This window comes from Pectobacterium aroidearum, from assembly GCF_041228105.1.
GTDB lineage: Bacteria > Pseudomonadota > Gammaproteobacteria > Enterobacterales > Enterobacteriaceae > Pectobacterium > Pectobacterium aroidearum.
In genome coordinates this window covers 3942736-3959224 of sequence record NZ_CP166097.1, presented here as the reverse complement: position 1 = coordinate 3959224, position 16489 = coordinate 3942736, and the positions used below count along the sequence as shown (strand labels likewise).

Below are 16489 nucleotides of genomic sequence, written 5' to 3'. Positions count from 1 at the left end.
CATGTCATCACGTCCTTTGACTATTGGGCTGGTCGCCGGGGAAACTTCCGGCGACATCCTTGGCGCGGGTCTGATCCGAGCGCTAAAAGAAAAGGTGCCCGATGCGCGGTTTGTCGGCGTTGCTGGACCGCGTATGCAGGCTGAAGGCTGTGAAGCCTGGTACGAGATGGAAGAGCTGGCCGTCATGGGCATTGTTGAAGTGCTGGGTCGGCTTCCTCGCCTGCTGAAAATTCGGCGGGATTTGACCCAACGTTTCAGCGAGCTTCAGCCCGATGTCTTCGTGGGGATTGATGCACCTGATTTCAACATCACGCTGGAGGGGAACCTCAAGCAGCGCGGCATCAATACCATTCACTACGTCAGCCCGTCCGTGTGGGCATGGCGTCAAAAACGCGTTTTCAAAATAGGTAAAGCGACCAATCTGGTGCTGGCCTTTTTACCTTTTGAAAAAGCGTTTTACGATCGTTTCAATGTGCCTTGTCGCTTTATCGGCCACACGATGGCCGATGCAATGCCGCTGCACCCCGATAAGCAGGCCGCGCGTGCGACGTTGGGCATTGCGCCAGAGGCACACTGTCTGGCGCTGCTGCCGGGTAGCCGCAACGCAGAAGTAGAAATGCTTAGCGCCGATTTCCTCAAGACCGCTGTACTGCTGCGCGAACATTTTCCCGATCTGGAAATTGTCGTTCCGCTGGTGAACAGCAAGCGGCGTGAACAGTTTGAACAGATCAAAAGCAGTGTGGCTCCCGATTTGCGCGTGCATCTGCTGGATGGACAGGCGCGGGAAGCTATGATTGCCAGTGATGCGGCTCTATTGGCATCCGGTACGGCGGCGCTGGAGTGTATGCTGGCAAAATGCCCGATGGTGGTGGGTTACCGCATGAAACCCTTTACCTTCTGGCTGGCACAGCGTCTGGTCAAAACACAGTGGGTGTCGCTGCCGAATTTGCTGGCTGGGCGTGAACTGGTGACGGAGTTGCTTCAGACCGACTGTACACCTGACAAGCTGGCCGCTGCGCTATTGCCGCTGTTTGCAGATTCGGATAAAACGGCTGCGCTGCGTACGACATTTGTGGATTTGCATCAGCAGATTCGCTGTAACGCTGATGAGCAAGCGGCTCAGGCGGTACTGGAATTAGTCAAGCCGCGTTAATAAAACCCTATTCGTAAGACCATGTTAATAAAGCCATGAGTGAAATATTTATCTATCCGCAGGCGACCTGTATCGCTGGCGTTGATGAAGTGGGGCGCGGTCCTCTGGTTGGTGCTGTCGTGACGGCGGCGGTGATTCTTGATCCGACTAGGCCAATTGTCGGGCTGGCAGATTCTAAACAGCTGAGTGAAAAACGCCGACTAGCACTCTATGATGAAATCAAAGAGAAGGCGCTGGCGTGGAGCCTTGGTCGGGCTGAGCCGGAAGAGATTGATCAACTGAATATCCTGCATGCTACCATGTTGGCAATGCAGCGAGCGGTGGCCGGATTGGCTGTTGTACCCGATTTTGTTCTGATTGATGGTAACCGTTGCCCGGCATTGCCGATGCCTTCTCAGGCGGTTGTTAAGGGGGATAGCCGCGTGGCAGAAATCAGCGCGGCCTCGATTATGGCGAAAGTGACTCGCGATCGTGAGATGGTCGAGTTGGATGAACGCTTCCCCGCTTATGGTTTTGCCCAACACAAAGGCTACCCAACGGCTTTCCATCTTGAGAAACTGGCCGCGCTGGGTGCCACTGAGTTTCACCGTCGGAGCTTCGCGCCAGTCAAACGAGCATTAGGGCTGGCGTAAAACATCATCATTAACTCTCGGTGTGGCGTGCGCACGTAGTCGTGCCTGCCATGCTGACTAATCGATAAATTCTGGGATCTGGAGATGGCCGAACCACGTTTTGTTCACCTGCGTGTTCACAGTGACTATTCCATGATCGATGGGCTGGCTAAAGTCGGTCCGCTGGTAAAAAAAGCGGCGGCACTTGGCATGCCAGCGCTGGCGATTACCGATTTCACCAACCTGTGTGGGCTGGTTAAGTTCTATGGTGGCGCGCATGGCGCGGGCATCAAGCCTATTATCGGCGCAGACTTCTGTGTCGAAAGCGACGAATTAGGGGATGAACTCGCGCATCTCACTATCTTGGCCATGAATAATGAAGGCTACCAGAATCTCACGCTGCTGATTTCTCAGGCTTATCAGCGGGGTTATGGTGCTGCCGGGCCGACAATTGACCGGAATTGGCTGATTGAGCATCGTGAAGGACTGATTTTGCTGTCTGGTGGGCGGCGGGGTGATGTTGGTCGATTCTTGCTGCGCGGCAACCAGACACAGGCCGAGCAGTGTCTGGCGTTTTATCAAGAGTACTTCCCCCAGCGTTACTATCTGGAACTTATCCGCACGTCACGCCCCGACGAAGAAAGCTATTTGCACGCTGCCGTCGAGTTGGCAACGAAGCACGGGTTGCCTGTGGTGGCGACCAATGAAGTGTGTTTTATCAGCACCGATGATTTTGACGCTCACGAAATCCGCGTTGCTATCCACGATGGCTACACGCTTGACGACCCTAAACGTCCACGTAATTACAGCCCGCAGCAGTACATGCGTTCCGAAGAGGAAATGTGCGAGCTCTTTGCTGATATCCCCGAAGCGCTGGCGAACAGCGTGGAAATTGCCAAGCGTTGTAACGTAACGATTCGTCTGGGTGAATATTTCCTGCCGCAGTTCCCGACGGGTGACATGACCACGGAAGACTTTCTGGTTGAGTGCTCGAAAAAGGGGCTGGAAGAGCGCCTCGAATTCCTGTTCCCTGATCCGGAAGTGCGCGCTGCGCGGCGACCAGAGTACGATGAGCGTCTGGATATTGAACTGGGCGTGATTAACCAGATGGGGTTCCCCGGTTACTTCCTCATCGTAATGGAATTTATTCAATGGTCGAAGGATAACGACGTGCCTGTTGGGCCGGGGCGTGGTTCCGGTGCCGGGTCGCTGGTGGCCTATGCGCTGAAAATCACCGATCTGGATCCGCTGGAATTCGACCTGCTGTTCGAACGTTTCCTCAACCCTGAACGTGTTTCCATGCCTGACTTCGACGTCGATTTCTGTATGGAAAAACGCGATAAAGTTATCGATCACGTTGCGGAAATGTACGGTCGTGATGCGGTATCACAGATTATTACCTTCGGTACGATGGCGGCGAAAGCGGTTATTCGTGACGTAGGGCGCGTGCTTGGGCACCCATATGGGTTTGTCGATCGTATTTCAAAACTGGTGCCGCCCGATCCGGGCATGACGCTGGAAAAAGCCTTTGCCGCAGAGCCGCAGCTGCCGGAAATTTATGAGGCCGATGAGGAAGTTAAGGCTCTCATTGATATGGCGCGCAAGCTCGAAGGGGTAACGCGTAACGCCGGTAAACATGCCGGTGGGGTGGTGATTTCTCCTACCAAGATTACCGATTTCGCGCCGCTGTACTGCGATGCGGAAGGCAACCACCCGGTTACCCAGTTTGATAAGAACGACGTGGAATATGCCGGACTGGTGAAGTTCGACTTCCTTGGCCTGCGTACGCTGACCATCATCGACTGGGCGCTGGAGATGATTAACGCCCGTCGCGCGAAGCAAGGTCAGGAGCCGATTGATATCGCGGCCATTCCGCTCGACGATAAGAAAAGTTTCGACATGCTGCAACGCTCGGAAACCACGGCGGTATTCCAGCTTGAATCGCGCGGCATGAAAGACCTGATCAAACGCCTGAAGCCTGACTGCTTTGAAGATATGATCGCTCTGGTGGCGCTGTTCCGCCCTGGCCCGCTGCAATCCGGCATGGTGGATAACTTCATCGACCGTAAGCATGGCCGTGAGGCGATCTCCTATCCCGATATAGAATGGCAGCACGAGTCACTCAAGCCTGTGTTGGAGCCGACCTACGGCATTATCCTGTATCAGGAACAGGTCATGCAGATCGCTCAGGTACTGGCGGGCTATACGCTGGGCGGTGCGGACATGCTGCGTCGTGCGATGGGGAAAAAGAACCCGGTCGAAATGGCAAAGCAGCGTGGTGGCTTTGAAGATGGTGCCAAAGCTCGCGGTGTGAACGGCGAACTGGCTGTTAAAATTTTCGACCTGGTGGAAAAATTCGCCGGTTACGGCTTTAATAAATCGCACTCTGCGGCTTATGCACTGGTGTCTTACCAGACGCTGTGGCTGAAGGCGCACTATCCGGCTGAATTCATGGCGGCGGTAATGACGGCCGATATGGACAACACGGATAAAGTAGTCGGGCTGGTTGATGAATGCTGGCGGATGGGGTTAAAAATCTTGCCTCCGGACATCAACAGCGGTCTGTATCACTTCCACGTGAACGACGATGGCGAGATTGTTTACGGCATCGGCGCGATTAAAGGCGTGGGTGAAGGCCCGATTGAGGCGATTATCGAGGCGCGTAATCAGGGCGGTTATTTTAGAGAACTGTTTGACCTCTGTGCGCGTACCGACATTAAAAAGCTGAACCGCCGCGTGCTGGAAAAACTGATCATGTCCGGGGCCTTTGACCGCCTGGGGCCGCACCGTGCCGCGCTGATGAATTCATTGGCTGATGCGTTGAAGGCCGCCGATCAGCATGCGAAAGCGGAAGCCATTGGTCAGGTGGATATGTTTGGCGTGCTGGCCGAGGCGCCCGAGCAGGTTGAACAATCCTACAGCACCGTGCCTCCGTGGCCGGAGCAGGTCGTATTGGATGGTGAGCGGGAAACGCTGGGGCTGTACCTGACTGGCCACCCGATCACGCAATATATTAAGGAAATCGAACGCTATGCCGGTGGCGTGCGTTTGAAAGATATGCACCCGACGGATCGGGGTAAAATGACCACTGCCGTTGGGCTGGTGTTAGCGGCTCGCGTCATGGTAACCAAGCGGGGTAACCGTATTGGTGTCTGTACCTTGGACGATCGTTCCGGTCGGCTTGAGATAATGCTGTTTACCGATGCATTGGAAAAATATCAGCATTTACTTGAGAAAGACCGTATCCTTATCGCCAGTGGACAGGTCAGCTTTGATGACTTCAGCGGCGGGCTTAAAATGACCGTCCGAGAGTTAATGGATATCAGTGAAGCGCGGGAAAAATACGCGCGCGGGCTTGCTATCTCGCTGACTGACAGGCAAATTGATGACCAGCTATTAAACCGTCTCCGCCAATCGTTGGAACCCCATCGATCGGGGACGATCCCAGTGCATCTCTATTACCAGCGTGAAGATGCGCGCGCCCGACTACGTTTCGGCGCAGCATGGCGTGTAACGCCTGCCGATGCGCTACTGAACGAGCTGCGCACATTAGTGGGTAATGAGCAGGTGGAACTGGAATTTGACTAATATAGGAATACTATGAGTCTGAATTTTCTTGATTTTGAGCAGCCGATTGCAGAGTTGGAAGCGAAAATTGACTCGCTGACCGCAGTCAGCCGTCAAGACGAAAAATTGGATATTAATCTGGACGAAGAAGTCCAGCGCCTGCGTGAGAAGAGCGTTGAATTGACGCGTAAAATCTTCGCTGATTTAGGCGCCTGGCAGGTTGCGCAGTTAGCGCGCCATCCACAACGTCCTTACACGCTTGATTATATTAAGCACATCTTTACTGACTTTGATGAGTTGGCTGGCGATCGTGCCTATGCCGATGACAAAGCCATTGTTGGTGGGATTGCCCGTTTGGATGGGCGTCCGGTGATGATCATTGGTCATCAGAAAGGACGTGAAACCAAAGAAAAAATTCGTCGTAACTTCGGCATGCCGGCACCGGAAGGTTATCGCAAAGCGCTGCGCCTGATGGAAATGGCCGAACGCTTCAAGATGCCGATCATTACCTTTATCGATACGCCGGGCGCCTATCCGGGCGTTGGCGCGGAAGAACGCGGTCAGTCTGAAGCGATTGCGCGCAACCTGCGTGAAATGTCGACGCTGCGAGTGCCAATCATCTGTACCGTTATCGGTGAAGGTGGTTCCGGTGGTGCGTTGGCTATCGGCGTGGGCGACAAGGTCAACATGTTGCAGTACAGCACCTACTCGGTTATTTCACCGGAAGGCTGTGCATCTATCCTGTGGAAGAGTGCGGATAAGGCGCCGCTGGCGGCGGAAGCCATGGGTATCATCGCGCCGCGTCTGAAAGAGCTGAAACTGATCGACACCGTGATTCCTGAACCGCTAGGTTCGGCGCACCGTAACGTCCCGGCAATGGCCGAGTCGCTGAAAGCGCAACTGCTGGCCGATTTGCTCGACCTCGGCGGTCTGACGGAAGAAGAACTGCTAAACCGCCGTTATCAGCGTTTGATGAACTATGGTTACTGCTGATAGCGTGATTGTCTGATTGATTGCAGTATTATCAATCAGGCGATTCTGGCGTTACTCTGAAAATCCGTTGTCAGAAATGACAGCGGATTTTTTGCTATGAGGGGTTGAAGCATGCTGAAGTTGCTTGATGTCCATCACATCGCGGTTATTGCCTCTGACTATGAACGCAGCAAGGCGTTTTATTGCGACGTGCTTGGGTTTACGTTGAACCATGAGGTTTACCGTGATGCGCGACAGTCGTGGAAAGGGGATCTCTCGCTAAATGGGCGCTATACCATTGAGCTATTTTCTTTCCCTCATTCACCTGCGCGCGTGAGTCGGCCAGAAGCCTGTGGCTTGCGCCATCTGGCTTTTGCCGTGGCTGACGTTGAACAGGCCGTCGCCTCGTTGGAGCAATCTGGCGTTATTTGCGAACCCGTACGGATCGATCCTGAAACGCAGCAGCGCTTTACGTTTTTCTCCGATCCTGACGGCTTGCCCTTAGAACTGTATGAGATCTGATGTCGTGAACTGCACTGAACCTGATGATGGATTGCTTCGGACGATCGTGGCACAAACGGCGGGATGCGGGTCGATCCTGCTGGCCTACAGCGGCGGTTTGGACTCCAGCGTGTTGCTGCATCTGCTGGTAGCTGTACGCCAGCGTTCTGGTTTGGCTATTCGCGCGGCTTACATCCACCACGGCTTAAACCCGCTGGCAGATAGCTGGGCTGAACATTGTCGTCAGCAGTGTGAACGCTGGAGGGTGTCGTTTGCCTCGCTGCCAGTGGTGGTTGAGGCGCAGAATGGCGGTATTGAAGCGGCTGCCAGAACAGCGCGTTATCAGGCACTGCAAGTGCATCTGCAAGAGGGAGAAACCCTGCTGACGGCGCAGCATCTTGATGACCAGAGCGAAACGTTTTTGCTGGCGCTTAAACGCGGAAGCGGGCCTGCCGGATTGTCTGCGATGGCGGCACAAAGTACGCTGGGCCTGCATCGTCTCATTCGTCCGTTGCTGGGGTTTTCTCGTTTGCAGTTGGAAGCGTATGCGCAGCGGCATCAGCTTCGGTGGATTGAAGATGACAGCAATCAGGATGAGCGTTTCGACCGCAATTTTCTACGCCGCCAGATTTTACCGCGTTTGACGCAGCGCTGGCCGCATTTCTCCTCCGCTGTGGCGCGTAGCGCCGAGCTGTGCGCCGAACAGGAACAACTGCTCGATGAGTTGCTGGAGGAATCATTACAGAGGTTATGTCAGCCGGATGGGGCGCTGAGCATTGATGGTCTGGTTCCGCTAAGCCCGGTGCGTCGTTTTGCGCTGCTGCGTCGTTGGCTGGCGCAGCAAGGGGCGACGATGCCCTCGCGTGAACAGCTGCAACGACTCTGGGATGAGGTCGCGATGAGCCGTCAGGATGCGGAACCGATATTGCAGTTACATCAGCTGCAAATCCGCCGTTTTCGTCAGCATCTCTACCTGTTGCCGCTGATGACCTCGCTACAGGACTGCATTCTGCCGTGGCAGCCGACGTCATGCTCGCTATCGCTCCCCGACAATCTCGGCACGCTGCGGTTGGCCGATAACGGGATGGCGGTTCGTGCGCCGGAAAACGGTGAGGCGGTGAGCATCCGATTTTCGACCCAGGGAACCGTGCATATTGTCGGCAGAGCCCACGGGCGACACATCAAGAAACTGTGGCAGGAACTGGGCGTTCCGCCCTGGTGGCGCGACCATACACCGCTGGTGTTTTACAACGAGCAACTGATTGCGGCCGTGGGACGATTCGTCACGCGGGAAGGGCAGGTGAGAGAACATCAGCCCGTATGGCACGTTGTTTGGGAAAGGTAAGGCTTGGGAAAAAGCTAAAGCGGTCTGGATAAAAGCTGACGCGGACACGTGCTGAAATAAAAACGGACAACCTGTGTTGTCCGTTTTGGAAGCGTTTGTTCAGCGTTTGCCGCTGAATGAAAGGAGAAGCCTGTCAGGATTCGCTGACGACGACCTTCCCGATTTCAGGATGACTGAAACTGACGATGTGGTCGAGGCGCAGTTCGCGCGTTGCACCGGAGGCTTCGATCACCAGATATTCGACCTGCTTACGGGAGATCATGTCACTGGCTTTACCGGTCACAACTTCACCATTGCGTAGTTCCAGCGTCAGCGTCAGATTCTGCTGACAAGTGGCTTCCAGGCTGTCGTAATCATCACAGTTGATGGGTTGATATTCATTACTCATTGACATAATCACTCACCAATAAGTTAGCGGCGGCAAAAGCAGCCTGTTCCCTGACGGAGGATGGCAGCGCATCATTCGCGGCAATGCCATCCAGGGTTTTCAAAACACAACCCAGCGAATCGGGTATATAGCCCAGATCGCCACTGGCGATCTCTGCGTATAAGCGACGTACTAATTCACAGTATTCTTGCACTATATCCTCCCTTGAAAGCTTAGCTCGGTAGATATTCATGCATCATCACCTGTTGCGGTGCGCGATGTTGTAAGCCTACGAAGATAAACTCTATTTATCAAACCGACTATAGCATAGGCACTAACAGGATATCAGTAGTCCTTAGAGGCATAATCTATCAGTTACGTGGCAGATATCACCTTTACTGTGAGGATGGCGCTAACTCAAGTAAACTAAAGGGAATAACGACGAGGTTACTGATGGCACTAAAAGCAACGGTTTACAAAGCAGCAATCAATATTGCCGATATGGATCGGAATTTTTTTCACGACGCGAACCTTACGATAGCGCAGCATCCGTCTGAAACGGAGCAGCGCATGATGCTGCGGCTTTTAGCGTGGATTTGCCATGCTGATGAAAATCTCCGCTTTACCAAAGGGCTCAGTGCCGATGACGAGCCGGAAATCTGGCGACGCAACGATACGATGGAACTGGAATTGTGGATTGAGCTAGGCTTGCCGGATGAAAAACGGTTGAAGAAAGCCTGCAACCAGTCCCGCGCCGTCGTGCTATACGCTTACAGCGAGCGCGCGGCACAGGTCTGGTGGAGTGCGATATCGGGTAAGGTTTCCGGGTACAAGAATCTAGCCATTCGCTTTTTGGATGATAATCAACTGGCTCAGCTTGCCGGACTGGCCGCGCGCACGATGGCATTGCAGGCAACGATACAGGAAGGAACGATCTGGTTGTCTGACGATAAGAATAGTCTGGAAATAGCATTTTCTGAGTGGAAAATTCCTCAGACTCAGGGATGATAACAGACCGGACACGTTCCAGGGCATTGAGTAAGAACGATAAAAACAGGGCAGAGACGGCAGGAAAATAATGATGAAAAAACTGGCTATCGGTGTGCTGTTGATTGCAGGGATTTCTGGGTTGATCGGGTGCCATACCCGTTCACAAGTTCAGGAAGAGCCCCTTAAACCAATGGCGCAAAGTTATCGTGGCGTTTTACCCTGTGCGGACTGCGGGGGGATTGATACGTCACTGTTTTTGGAAAAAGATGGCACGTTTGTTCTGCGCGAGCAGTACCAAACAACGCGAGAGGGTAACAACACGTTTGCCTCCTATGGGCAGTGGCGCCGTACTGCGGATAAGCTGGTGTTGACGGATAGCGCGGGTGAAAAACGTTACTTCCGCCCGGTCGACAGCTCACTTGAAATGCTGGATCAGCAAGGTTTGCCCATTAACTCATCCCTTCCTCGTCAACTGACGGCAACCGAGCAGCCTTTGCCAAACACGCCGATGGTAATGAAGGGAATGTACCGCTATATGGCGGACGTCGCGACCTTCTCTGATTGTGCGACAGGAAAAACCTTTGTGATGGATGATAGCGCGGAGTTGGAGAGACAATATTTTCGCGTGAGAGATAAAGCCGCTGAACCGGTATTACTTGTTCTGACTGCGCACTTTGCCGTGATTCCGTCAATGGAAGAAGGGCAGATGGTGAAGGCTGTGGTTCCTAACGGCAGCGATAAAGCACGTATGAGAGCACGAGCAAACTGTGATACACAAATAGACTAACGCTGCGTTAAAAAGAAAAGGCACTGATTTTCAGTGCCTTTTTTGTATCGATTACGCGTTAGAGCATTTTCTTTAGCTGATAAAGCCAATCGAGCGCCTGACGTGGCGTGAGCACATCAGGGTCGATGGCTTCCAGCGCTTCAATGGCCGGAGACGGCTCATCATTGCCCAGCAGCGCCAACTGCGCACCATCAATATGGCTGGATGACGCATTATTCGATAACGTTTCCAGTTCCTTCAGTTTCTGGCGTGCGCGCTTAATCACTTCTTTCGGTACGCCAGCCAGAGCGGCAACGGCAAGACCATAACTTTTGCTGGCGGCACCGTCTTGTACACTGTGCATGAAGGCAATGGTATCGCCGTGTTCGCGCGCATCTAAGTGAACATTCACCACACCTTCCATTTTTTCCGGCAGGGTGGTCAGCTCAAAGTAGTGTGTTGCAAACAGCGTCATGGCTTTGATGCGGTTCGCCAGATTTTCAGCACAGGCCCAAGCCAGTGACAGGCCGTCGTAGGTTGAGGTTCCACGACCGATTTCGTCCATCAATACCAGGCTGTTTTCCGTGGCGTTGTGCAGAATGTTCGCCGTTTCCGTCATTTCCACCATAAAGGTAGAGCGGCCAGATGCCAGATCGTCCGCAGCCCCCACGCGAGTGAAAATACGATCGACGGGGCCAATAACCGCCTGATCCGCAGGCACAAAGCAGCCGATGTGCGCCATCAGCACAATCAGTGCGGCCTGACGCATATAGGTACTTTTACCGCCCATGTTCGGGCCAGTGATAATCAGCATACGACGATGTGGCGACAGCGACAGCGGGTTCGAAATAAATGGTTCACGAAGCACCTGCTCGACGACAGGGTGACGGCCGCCCGTGATTTTGATACCGGGTTTATCACTCAGCGTTGGGCAGACATAATTCAGCGTATCGGCACGTTCGGCCAGATTCGTCAGGACATCCAACTCGGCCAGCGCGGCTGCGCTTTGTTGAAGCTCGGCCAGATGTGGCAGCAGCAGATCGAAAAGCTCATCATAGAGCGCTTTTTCCAGCGCTAGCGCCTTACCCTTCGAGGTCAGAACCTTATCTTCGTACTCTTTCAGTTCGGGGATGATGTATCGTTCGGCATTTTTCAGCGTCTGGCGGCGTACATAGTGGATCGGCACCAGATGGCTTTGGCCGCGGCTTACCTGAATGTAATAGCCGTGTACGCCATTAAAGCCGACTTTCAGCGTATCGAGTCCCAGTTTTTCTCGTTCACGAATTTCCAGACGATCCAGATAATCGCTGGCGCCATCGGCCAGCGCACGCCACTCGTCCAGTTCCGCATTGTAGCCCGGCGCGATGACGCCACCGTCACGAACCAGCACGGGCGGTGCTTCGACAACCGCGCGTTCCAGCAAGTCGCGTAGTTCATCAAATTGCCCAATCAGGCTGACCAGACGACGAACGGAGTCAATATCCAGCGGTGCAAGCTGCTCACGAATATCGGGAAACTGTTGGAAAGCGTGGCGCATGCGTGCCAGATCGCGCGGGCGTGCCGTGCGCAATGCGAGTCGCGCCAGAATACGCTCCAGATCGCCGACCTGTCGCAAATAGGGTTGCAGATCGGGTGTGATGTCCTGCAACGCGCTGATAGCCTGCTGGCGCTGTTGCAACGCATCAATATCGCGGCTGGGCATATGAATCCAGCGCTTCAGCATCCTGCTGCCCATGGCGGTTACGGTGCAATCCAGCACGGCAGCCAGCGTATTTTCCACGCCGCCGGACAGATTTTGCGTCAGTTCAAGGTTACGGCGGGTGGCCGCATCCATGATGATGCCGTCCTGCTGGCGCTCCATGGTAATTCCGCGGATATGCGGTAGCGAGGTGCGCTGGGTGTCTTTCGCGTATTGCAGCAGGCAACCGGCGGCCCGTAATGCGAGCTTGGCCTGCTCTACGCCGAAACCGGTCAGATCGCGGGTGCCAAATTGCAGGTTAAGCTGCTGGCGTGCGGTATCTGGCTCAAACTCCCACAGAGGACGACGGCGTAGTCCGTGGCGGTTCTCGATCAAATCCATGGACTCAAAGGATTCCGGGTAGAGTAACTCCGCCGGGTTGGTGCGCTGTAGTTCGGCCGCCATGGTTTCCCGATCGGTCGGCTCGCTCACACGAAAGCGCCCTGAGCTGATATCCAGAGTGGCATAGCCGAATCCACGACTATCCTGCCAGATCGCTGCCAGCAGGTTATCCTGCTTTTCCTGCAAGAGTGCCTCGTCGCTGATGGTTCCCGGCGTGACGATACGTACGACTTTACGTTCTACCGGGCCTTTGCTGGTGGCCGGATCGCCGATCTGTTCACAGATAGCGACGGATTCGCCCATCTGCACCAGTCTGGCAAGGTAGTTTTCAACAGCGTGATGAGGGACGCCCGCCATCGGTATCGGCTCCCCAGCGGAGGCGCCGCGCTTCGTCAGCGAAATGTCCAGCAGTTGGGAAGCCCGCTTGGCATCGTCATAGAACAGTTCGTAGAAATCACCCATGCGGTAAAACAGCAGGATTTCCGGATGCTCAGCCTTTAACCTAAAGTACTGCTGCATCATGGGCGTGTGGGCGGTGAAGTCCTTGTCGGTAGAATCTTTCATAGTGATTTTACTCAGTCTTAACGCTTTTGTTTGTTCAGGTGATGGCGCAGGGTTGGATGGTCAACCTTGCTGATGGTTAGCCACCTGAGCATTGAAATTGAATGCCAGAAGTATACTGGCTGGCAGATGAAAAACATCACCCGCGAATGCGCTATCTTACCATTGATAGCCGTTATTTGACGTCAACGCGACGTTACCAGACTGAGGCAGGGATGCGAATCTGATTTTTCCACTATTGTTCGAGTGCGCGAAGCGGTTCGCATGTTTGTTCGACATAGGCGTGATGCCTCGCGCTTGTTCCTTATTCTGCGTTTGCTTCAATATCCTGCACGTTTTGCCAGCTAGGCAGATTTTTCAGGCGCTGGGAGTAGCGCTGAATATTCGGGAAGCGCTCGCCGGGAACGAGTCTCTCCACGACGGTGTTAATAACAAAGCCCAGCATAATATCTGCGCCGCTCAGCTTATCGCCCACGATAAATTCCCGTGAAGATAGCGAATCGTCTAAGAATGAAAAGACTTTCTCGAATTCGTTGTCAGCGTAATCTTCGAGGAAATTCAGTGTGGTGCCCGTATTTTTTTCAAACTCGCCAAAGATCTTCAATAAAACCGGAAGCATGGCGGAGCTTTCTGCAAAGTGTATCCACTGAAGGTAGTCAATGTATTCGGCCGCGCTTGCATCCGGGGCCAGGTGTTTTGCATGGCGATTGATCAGGTATTCAACGATAGCGCCGGATTCAGCGATGATTTTTCCATCTTCTTCAATCAACGGTGATTTACCTAACGGATGTATCGCTCTCAATGAGGCTGGTGCCAGATGCGTTTTTTCATCCCGCTGATATCTGACAAGCTCATAAGGTATCCCCGCTTCCTCAAGCAACCAGAGGATACGAACAGACCGTGAATCATTAAGATGGTGTAATTTTAATCCCATACTACTCTTCCTTAAATTCGGGTGGTTTGAGTTAATCGCCATGATGTTGTTTCCACTACGTGCATTGATTCCATGCCATACACGCAGAGTAGCGGTTTCGGTGGTTCGCGGCTAACAAAGCTATTTTCGAGGGGGCATAAATATTTTTATGAGATGGCCAGCGCTGCTGGTGTGCTTACGAAGCGTCATCGCGAGAATTGCCGACGCAATATTGAGACAGAGATGTGAGAGGTACATTTAAGGTTTTATTGTTTTTAAGCTGACCCAATAAATATTCAACGGTGATTTGCACTCGTGGGGCAATCCATGCCCGGTGCGGATACTGAATGACCATCTCGTAGCTGCCTGCATCATGTTGGTCAAATAGCACAATTTTCAGCTTTCCCGCCGCTAAATATGGTATGGCATTGTGAACACCTACCTGAGCAATACCTGATCCTAACGCGGCTAATCGTGCTAATGATGCTGGCTCGGAGAGCGTAATTTTTGCGCCGGTGGGTTCAATAAAACTCATGCTATTATCTTTTGCTTTAAATCCCCAGGGAGATAGGCGGCCACTAAGGAATTTTCTCGCAATCAGCACGTGGTTTTTAAGTTCAGCGGGAGTGTTAGGGATGCCATATCTATTAAGATAATCGGGGGAGGCAACAAGAATGGTATTCATTTGGCAAATAGGTCTTGATATCAGTGAAGAATCAATAATTCGACCGCCTCGAATAACGATGTCATATCCATCATTGACTAAGTCCGTCACCCTATCATCAAAATCTACTTCTACCGTCAAATTAGAATATTGATTCATTAATGCTGGAAGCTCAGGCACGATAAATTCAGCGCCAAACGCTGCGCTCGTTGAAATTTTTACATGACCGCGCTGTTCCAGCTTTTCGGTGACGATCATATCAACGGCGTTCTCTAACGCACCCAACGCAATGCGGGCTTGCTCAAGAAATACGGTTCCTTCTTTTGTTAATGCCAACCTTCTTGTTGTCCTGTTCATTAGGCGCACCCCAAGAACCTTCTCAAGATTGGCGATATTTTTGCTCACTGCCGCCGGGCTTATTTTTAGCTGACGGGACGCGGCAGCAAAGCTCCCGGCATCAGCAGCTTCGACAAACGATAAAATGGCCCGGATATGCTGAGAGAGTTCCATTTACATTTTACCTTATATTAACTATTTGATATTAATTGAATTTAATTCATCTGGACATAAATTATAACGCGTTATCAGTGCGATCACTAACAACCTTAAGTTAATGATCGTTCAACCCAATGTGGCCTTAACATCGATAAATGACCGTTTATGATACTGAGACAATTATGTTCAAGCGATCGACAGGATGTGAGTGAATCATGAGTGCAAAATTTAATGATAAAGTCGCTTTGGTTACCGGAGGCGGTTCTGGCATTGGGCGCACAATTGCTAAGCATTTGGCCGATCATGGCTGTCATGTCGTGATTCTGGGGCGCAACATCGACGCATTAAAAGAATCAGCAAAACAAAATTCGCGGATTGCTTATATAGCTGAAGATGTCGCGTATGTGGTTTCATTTCTGGCTTCAGAAGAAGCCAGTTTTGTGACGGGTTCTGACTATGCGGTTGATGGTGGGTTTGCCGCATAGTAGGCCAAATATCTATCACTGCTGTACAAGAAGCCCTCTCGCGAGAATAAGGGCTTACTCTATTAAATTTATGAATGTCATTTTGAAAAAGAATGCTATATGAAAAATGTACTGATTATTTCCGGGCATACCGATTTAGATAACTCTTTTGCTAATAAAATTATTCTGGATAATCTGGAACAGACTCTTCCGGATGCGAGACAGATTCACCTGGATAAGCTCTATCCCAGCTATGTTTTCGATATTCCTAAAGAGCAGGAACGATTGATGAATGCTGATATTATCGTCCTGCAATTTCCTTTCTTTTGGTACGGCGTTCCTTCATTAATGAAGAAATGGATTGAAGATGTATTTGTTCATGGTTTTTCACATGGCGCTACTGGCGATAAAGTGAAGGGAAAGAAACTACTCCTTTCCTTTACATCGGGCGCGCCAGAAAGCATGTATCAATATGGTGGAATACAAAACTATCCAATAGAGGATTTCCTTCCGCCGCTCAAGCAGTTTGCTAATCTCTGTAGAATGGAATGGGCGGGGCATATATATACGGGAAATCTCTCTTATATTGCTAAAAACGAAGAGCAGCGCGTTGATATGCGGGTACGTGCGCTAGCGCATGCAGAAAAACTCATCGAAAAAATAAACAGCCTTTGAGGTGGCGATATGTTCCTGATTAATATTTCTCTAAAAGACAGCCATACTGATGACAAGACAGCGGATCAGCGTTTCGAACAGCATCGTCACTGGTTCGCCAAATATTTCAAAGAAGGCAATTTTTTAATTCTTGGCCCTTATCAAGATAAAGAGCACGCGGGGGTCATTATTGCACAGGCGGAAAATCGGGAAGCTTTAGAGAAAATCCTCGCCGAGGATGTCTATTACCCGTTAGATTTAGCTAATTATGATGTCCATGAATTTAACGCTATCTTTGTTGCGAATAATATTAAGCAGTTTGAAGGAAGATAACGTCAGGTTTTCCCCGCCGCATGTCTCAAGTCGGGCGCAAACGCACGTGAAGA

16 protein-coding genes are annotated in these 16489 nt (G+C 52.0%); 11 read left to right on the top strand and 5 right to left on the bottom strand.

What is annotated here, in order from left to right; translation table 11 throughout:
- Window position 1: 1 nt before the first annotated feature.
- The 6 genes from lpxB to tilS all read left to right on the top strand — a co-directional run bounded on the left by lpxB (window position 2) and on the right by tilS (window position 8149).
- Window positions 2–1153, top strand: a complete 1152-nt coding sequence (gene lpxB / locus AB8809_RS17895; protein WP_180778216.1) for a lipid-A-disaccharide synthase — start codon at window positions 2–4, stop codon at window positions 1151–1153.
- A 35-nt stretch (window positions 1154–1188) separates the two neighbouring features.
- The gene (gene rnhB / locus AB8809_RS17890) at window positions 1189–1785 is read left to right on the top strand and encodes a ribonuclease HII (RefSeq protein ID WP_012773643.1); all 597 of its coding nucleotides are present in this window, start codon (window positions 1189–1191) and stop codon (window positions 1783–1785) included.
- An 84-nt stretch (window positions 1786–1869) separates the two neighbouring features.
- Complete coding sequence (gene dnaE / locus AB8809_RS17885) at window positions 1870–5352, top strand: DNA polymerase III subunit alpha (protein ID WP_012773644.1); 3483 nt, start codon at window positions 1870–1872, stop codon at window positions 5350–5352.
- 12 nt (window positions 5353–5364) lie between these two features.
- On the top strand, window positions 5365–6324 hold the full coding sequence (gene accA / locus AB8809_RS17880; protein WP_349855155.1) for an acetyl-CoA carboxylase carboxyl transferase subunit alpha: 960 nt from the start codon (window positions 5365–5367) through the stop codon (window positions 6322–6324).
- Between the two features lie 111 nt (window positions 6325–6435).
- Window positions 6436–6825, top strand: coding sequence for a VOC family protein (locus AB8809_RS17875; protein ID WP_012773646.1), 390 nt, complete (start codon window positions 6436–6438; stop codon window positions 6823–6825).
- Window positions 6815–8149, top strand: coding sequence for a tRNA lysidine(34) synthetase TilS (gene tilS / locus AB8809_RS17870; protein ID WP_369986537.1), 1335 nt, complete (start codon window positions 6815–6817; stop codon window positions 8147–8149). Before AB8809_RS17875 ends, tilS begins: the two co-directional genes overlap by 11 nt.
- 133 nt (window positions 8150–8282) lie before the next feature.
- Here the strand turns inward: tilS and rof are convergent, their stop codons facing one another.
- On the bottom strand, window positions 8283–8543 hold the full coding sequence (gene rof, locus AB8809_RS17865) for a Rho-binding antiterminator (RefSeq protein ID WP_012773648.1): 261 nt from the start codon (window positions 8541–8543) through the stop codon (window positions 8283–8285).
- Window positions 8530–8730 (bottom strand): YaeP family protein, encoded by a 201-nt coding sequence (locus AB8809_RS17860; RefSeq protein ID WP_010285748.1) that lies wholly within the window; start codon window positions 8728–8730, stop codon window positions 8530–8532. The genes rof and AB8809_RS17860 overlap by 14 nt, the downstream gene beginning before the upstream one ends.
- Before the next feature lie 239 nt (window positions 8731–8969).
- Between AB8809_RS17860 and AB8809_RS17855 the strand changes: the two genes are divergently transcribed.
- Both AB8809_RS17855 and nlpE read left to right on the top strand, forming a co-directional pair.
- Window positions 8970–9524, top strand: coding sequence for a YaeQ family protein (locus AB8809_RS17855; RefSeq protein WP_012773649.1), 555 nt, complete (start codon window positions 8970–8972; stop codon window positions 9522–9524).
- A gap of 73 nt (window positions 9525–9597) precedes the next feature.
- Window positions 9598–10293, top strand: coding sequence for an envelope stress response activation lipoprotein NlpE (nlpE, locus tag AB8809_RS17850; protein WP_349855490.1), 696 nt, complete (start codon window positions 9598–9600; stop codon window positions 10291–10293).
- A gap of 58 nt (window positions 10294–10351) precedes the next feature.
- Here nlpE and mutS read toward each other — a convergent pair whose 3' ends face one another.
- From mutS to AB8809_RS17835, 3 genes are all read right to left on the bottom strand, one after another.
- Window positions 10352–12916 (bottom strand): DNA mismatch repair protein MutS, encoded by a 2565-nt coding sequence (gene mutS, locus AB8809_RS17845; RefSeq protein WP_181829860.1) that lies wholly within the window; start codon window positions 12914–12916, stop codon window positions 10352–10354.
- A 301-nt stretch (window positions 12917–13217) separates the two neighbouring features.
- A complete protein-coding gene (locus AB8809_RS17840) occupies window positions 13218–13847 on the bottom strand; it encodes a glutathione S-transferase (protein WP_349855489.1) in 630 nt (209 codons plus the stop codon).
- A gap of 175 nt (window positions 13848–14022) precedes the next feature.
- A complete protein-coding gene (locus AB8809_RS17835) occupies window positions 14023–15000 on the bottom strand; it encodes a LysR substrate-binding domain-containing protein (RefSeq protein ID WP_349855151.1) in 978 nt (325 codons plus the stop codon).
- Between the two features lie 200 nt (window positions 15001–15200).
- On the opposite strand from AB8809_RS17835, the gene AB8809_RS17830 reads away from it, so the two are divergent.
- The 3 genes from AB8809_RS17830 to AB8809_RS17820 all read left to right on the top strand — a co-directional run bounded on the left by AB8809_RS17830 (window position 15201) and on the right by AB8809_RS17820 (window position 16436).
- The gene (locus tag AB8809_RS17830) at window positions 15201–15470 is read left to right on the top strand and encodes an SDR family oxidoreductase (protein ID WP_205946974.1); all 270 of its coding nucleotides are present in this window, start codon (window positions 15201–15203) and stop codon (window positions 15468–15470) included.
- A gap of 99 nt (window positions 15471–15569) precedes the next feature.
- Window positions 15570–16124 (top strand): NAD(P)H-dependent oxidoreductase, encoded by a 555-nt coding sequence (locus AB8809_RS17825; protein WP_205946973.1) that lies wholly within the window; start codon window positions 15570–15572, stop codon window positions 16122–16124.
- Between the two features lie 9 nt (window positions 16125–16133).
- Complete coding sequence (locus AB8809_RS17820) at window positions 16134–16436, top strand: YciI family protein (protein ID WP_349855149.1); 303 nt, start codon at window positions 16134–16136, stop codon at window positions 16434–16436.
- Window positions 16437–16489: the final 53 nt, after the last annotated feature.

Coding starts and splice junctions, on each gene's coding strand:
- lpxB (WP_180778216.1), top strand. CDS start 2: ATGTCATCACGTCCTTTGACTATTGGGCTGGTCGCCGGGGAAACTTCC.
- rof (WP_012773648.1), bottom strand. CDS start 8,543: ATGTCAATGAGTAATGAATATCAACCCATCAACTGTGATGATTACGAC.
- tilS (WP_369986537.1), top strand. CDS start 6,815: ATGAGATCTGATGTCGTGAACTGCACTGAACCTGATGATGGATTGCTT.
- accA (WP_349855155.1), top strand. CDS start 5,365: ATGAGTCTGAATTTTCTTGATTTTGAGCAGCCGATTGCAGAGTTGGAA.
- AB8809_RS17825 (WP_205946973.1), top strand. CDS start 15,570: ATGAAAAATGTACTGATTATTTCCGGGCATACCGATTTAGATAACTCT.
- AB8809_RS17835 (WP_349855151.1), bottom strand. CDS start 15,000: ATGGAACTCTCTCAGCATATCCGGGCCATTTTATCGTTTGTCGAAGCT.
- AB8809_RS17855 (WP_012773649.1), top strand. CDS start 8,970: ATGGCACTAAAAGCAACGGTTTACAAAGCAGCAATCAATATTGCCGAT.
- AB8809_RS17820 (WP_349855149.1), top strand. CDS start 16,134: ATGTTCCTGATTAATATTTCTCTAAAAGACAGCCATACTGATGACAAG.
- rnhB (WP_012773643.1), top strand. CDS start 1,189: ATGAGTGAAATATTTATCTATCCGCAGGCGACCTGTATCGCTGGCGTT.
- AB8809_RS17875 (WP_012773646.1), top strand. CDS start 6,436: ATGCTGAAGTTGCTTGATGTCCATCACATCGCGGTTATTGCCTCTGAC.
- mutS (WP_181829860.1), bottom strand. CDS start 12,916: ATGAAAGATTCTACCGACAAGGACTTCACCGCCCACACGCCCATGATG.
- AB8809_RS17830 (WP_205946974.1), top strand. CDS start 15,201: ATGAGTGCAAAATTTAATGATAAAGTCGCTTTGGTTACCGGAGGCGGT.
- dnaE (WP_012773644.1), top strand. CDS start 1,870: ATGGCCGAACCACGTTTTGTTCACCTGCGTGTTCACAGTGACTATTCC.
- nlpE (WP_349855490.1), top strand. CDS start 9,598: ATGAAAAAACTGGCTATCGGTGTGCTGTTGATTGCAGGGATTTCTGGG.
- AB8809_RS17840 (WP_349855489.1), bottom strand. CDS start 13,847: ATGGGATTAAAATTACACCATCTTAATGATTCACGGTCTGTTCGTATC.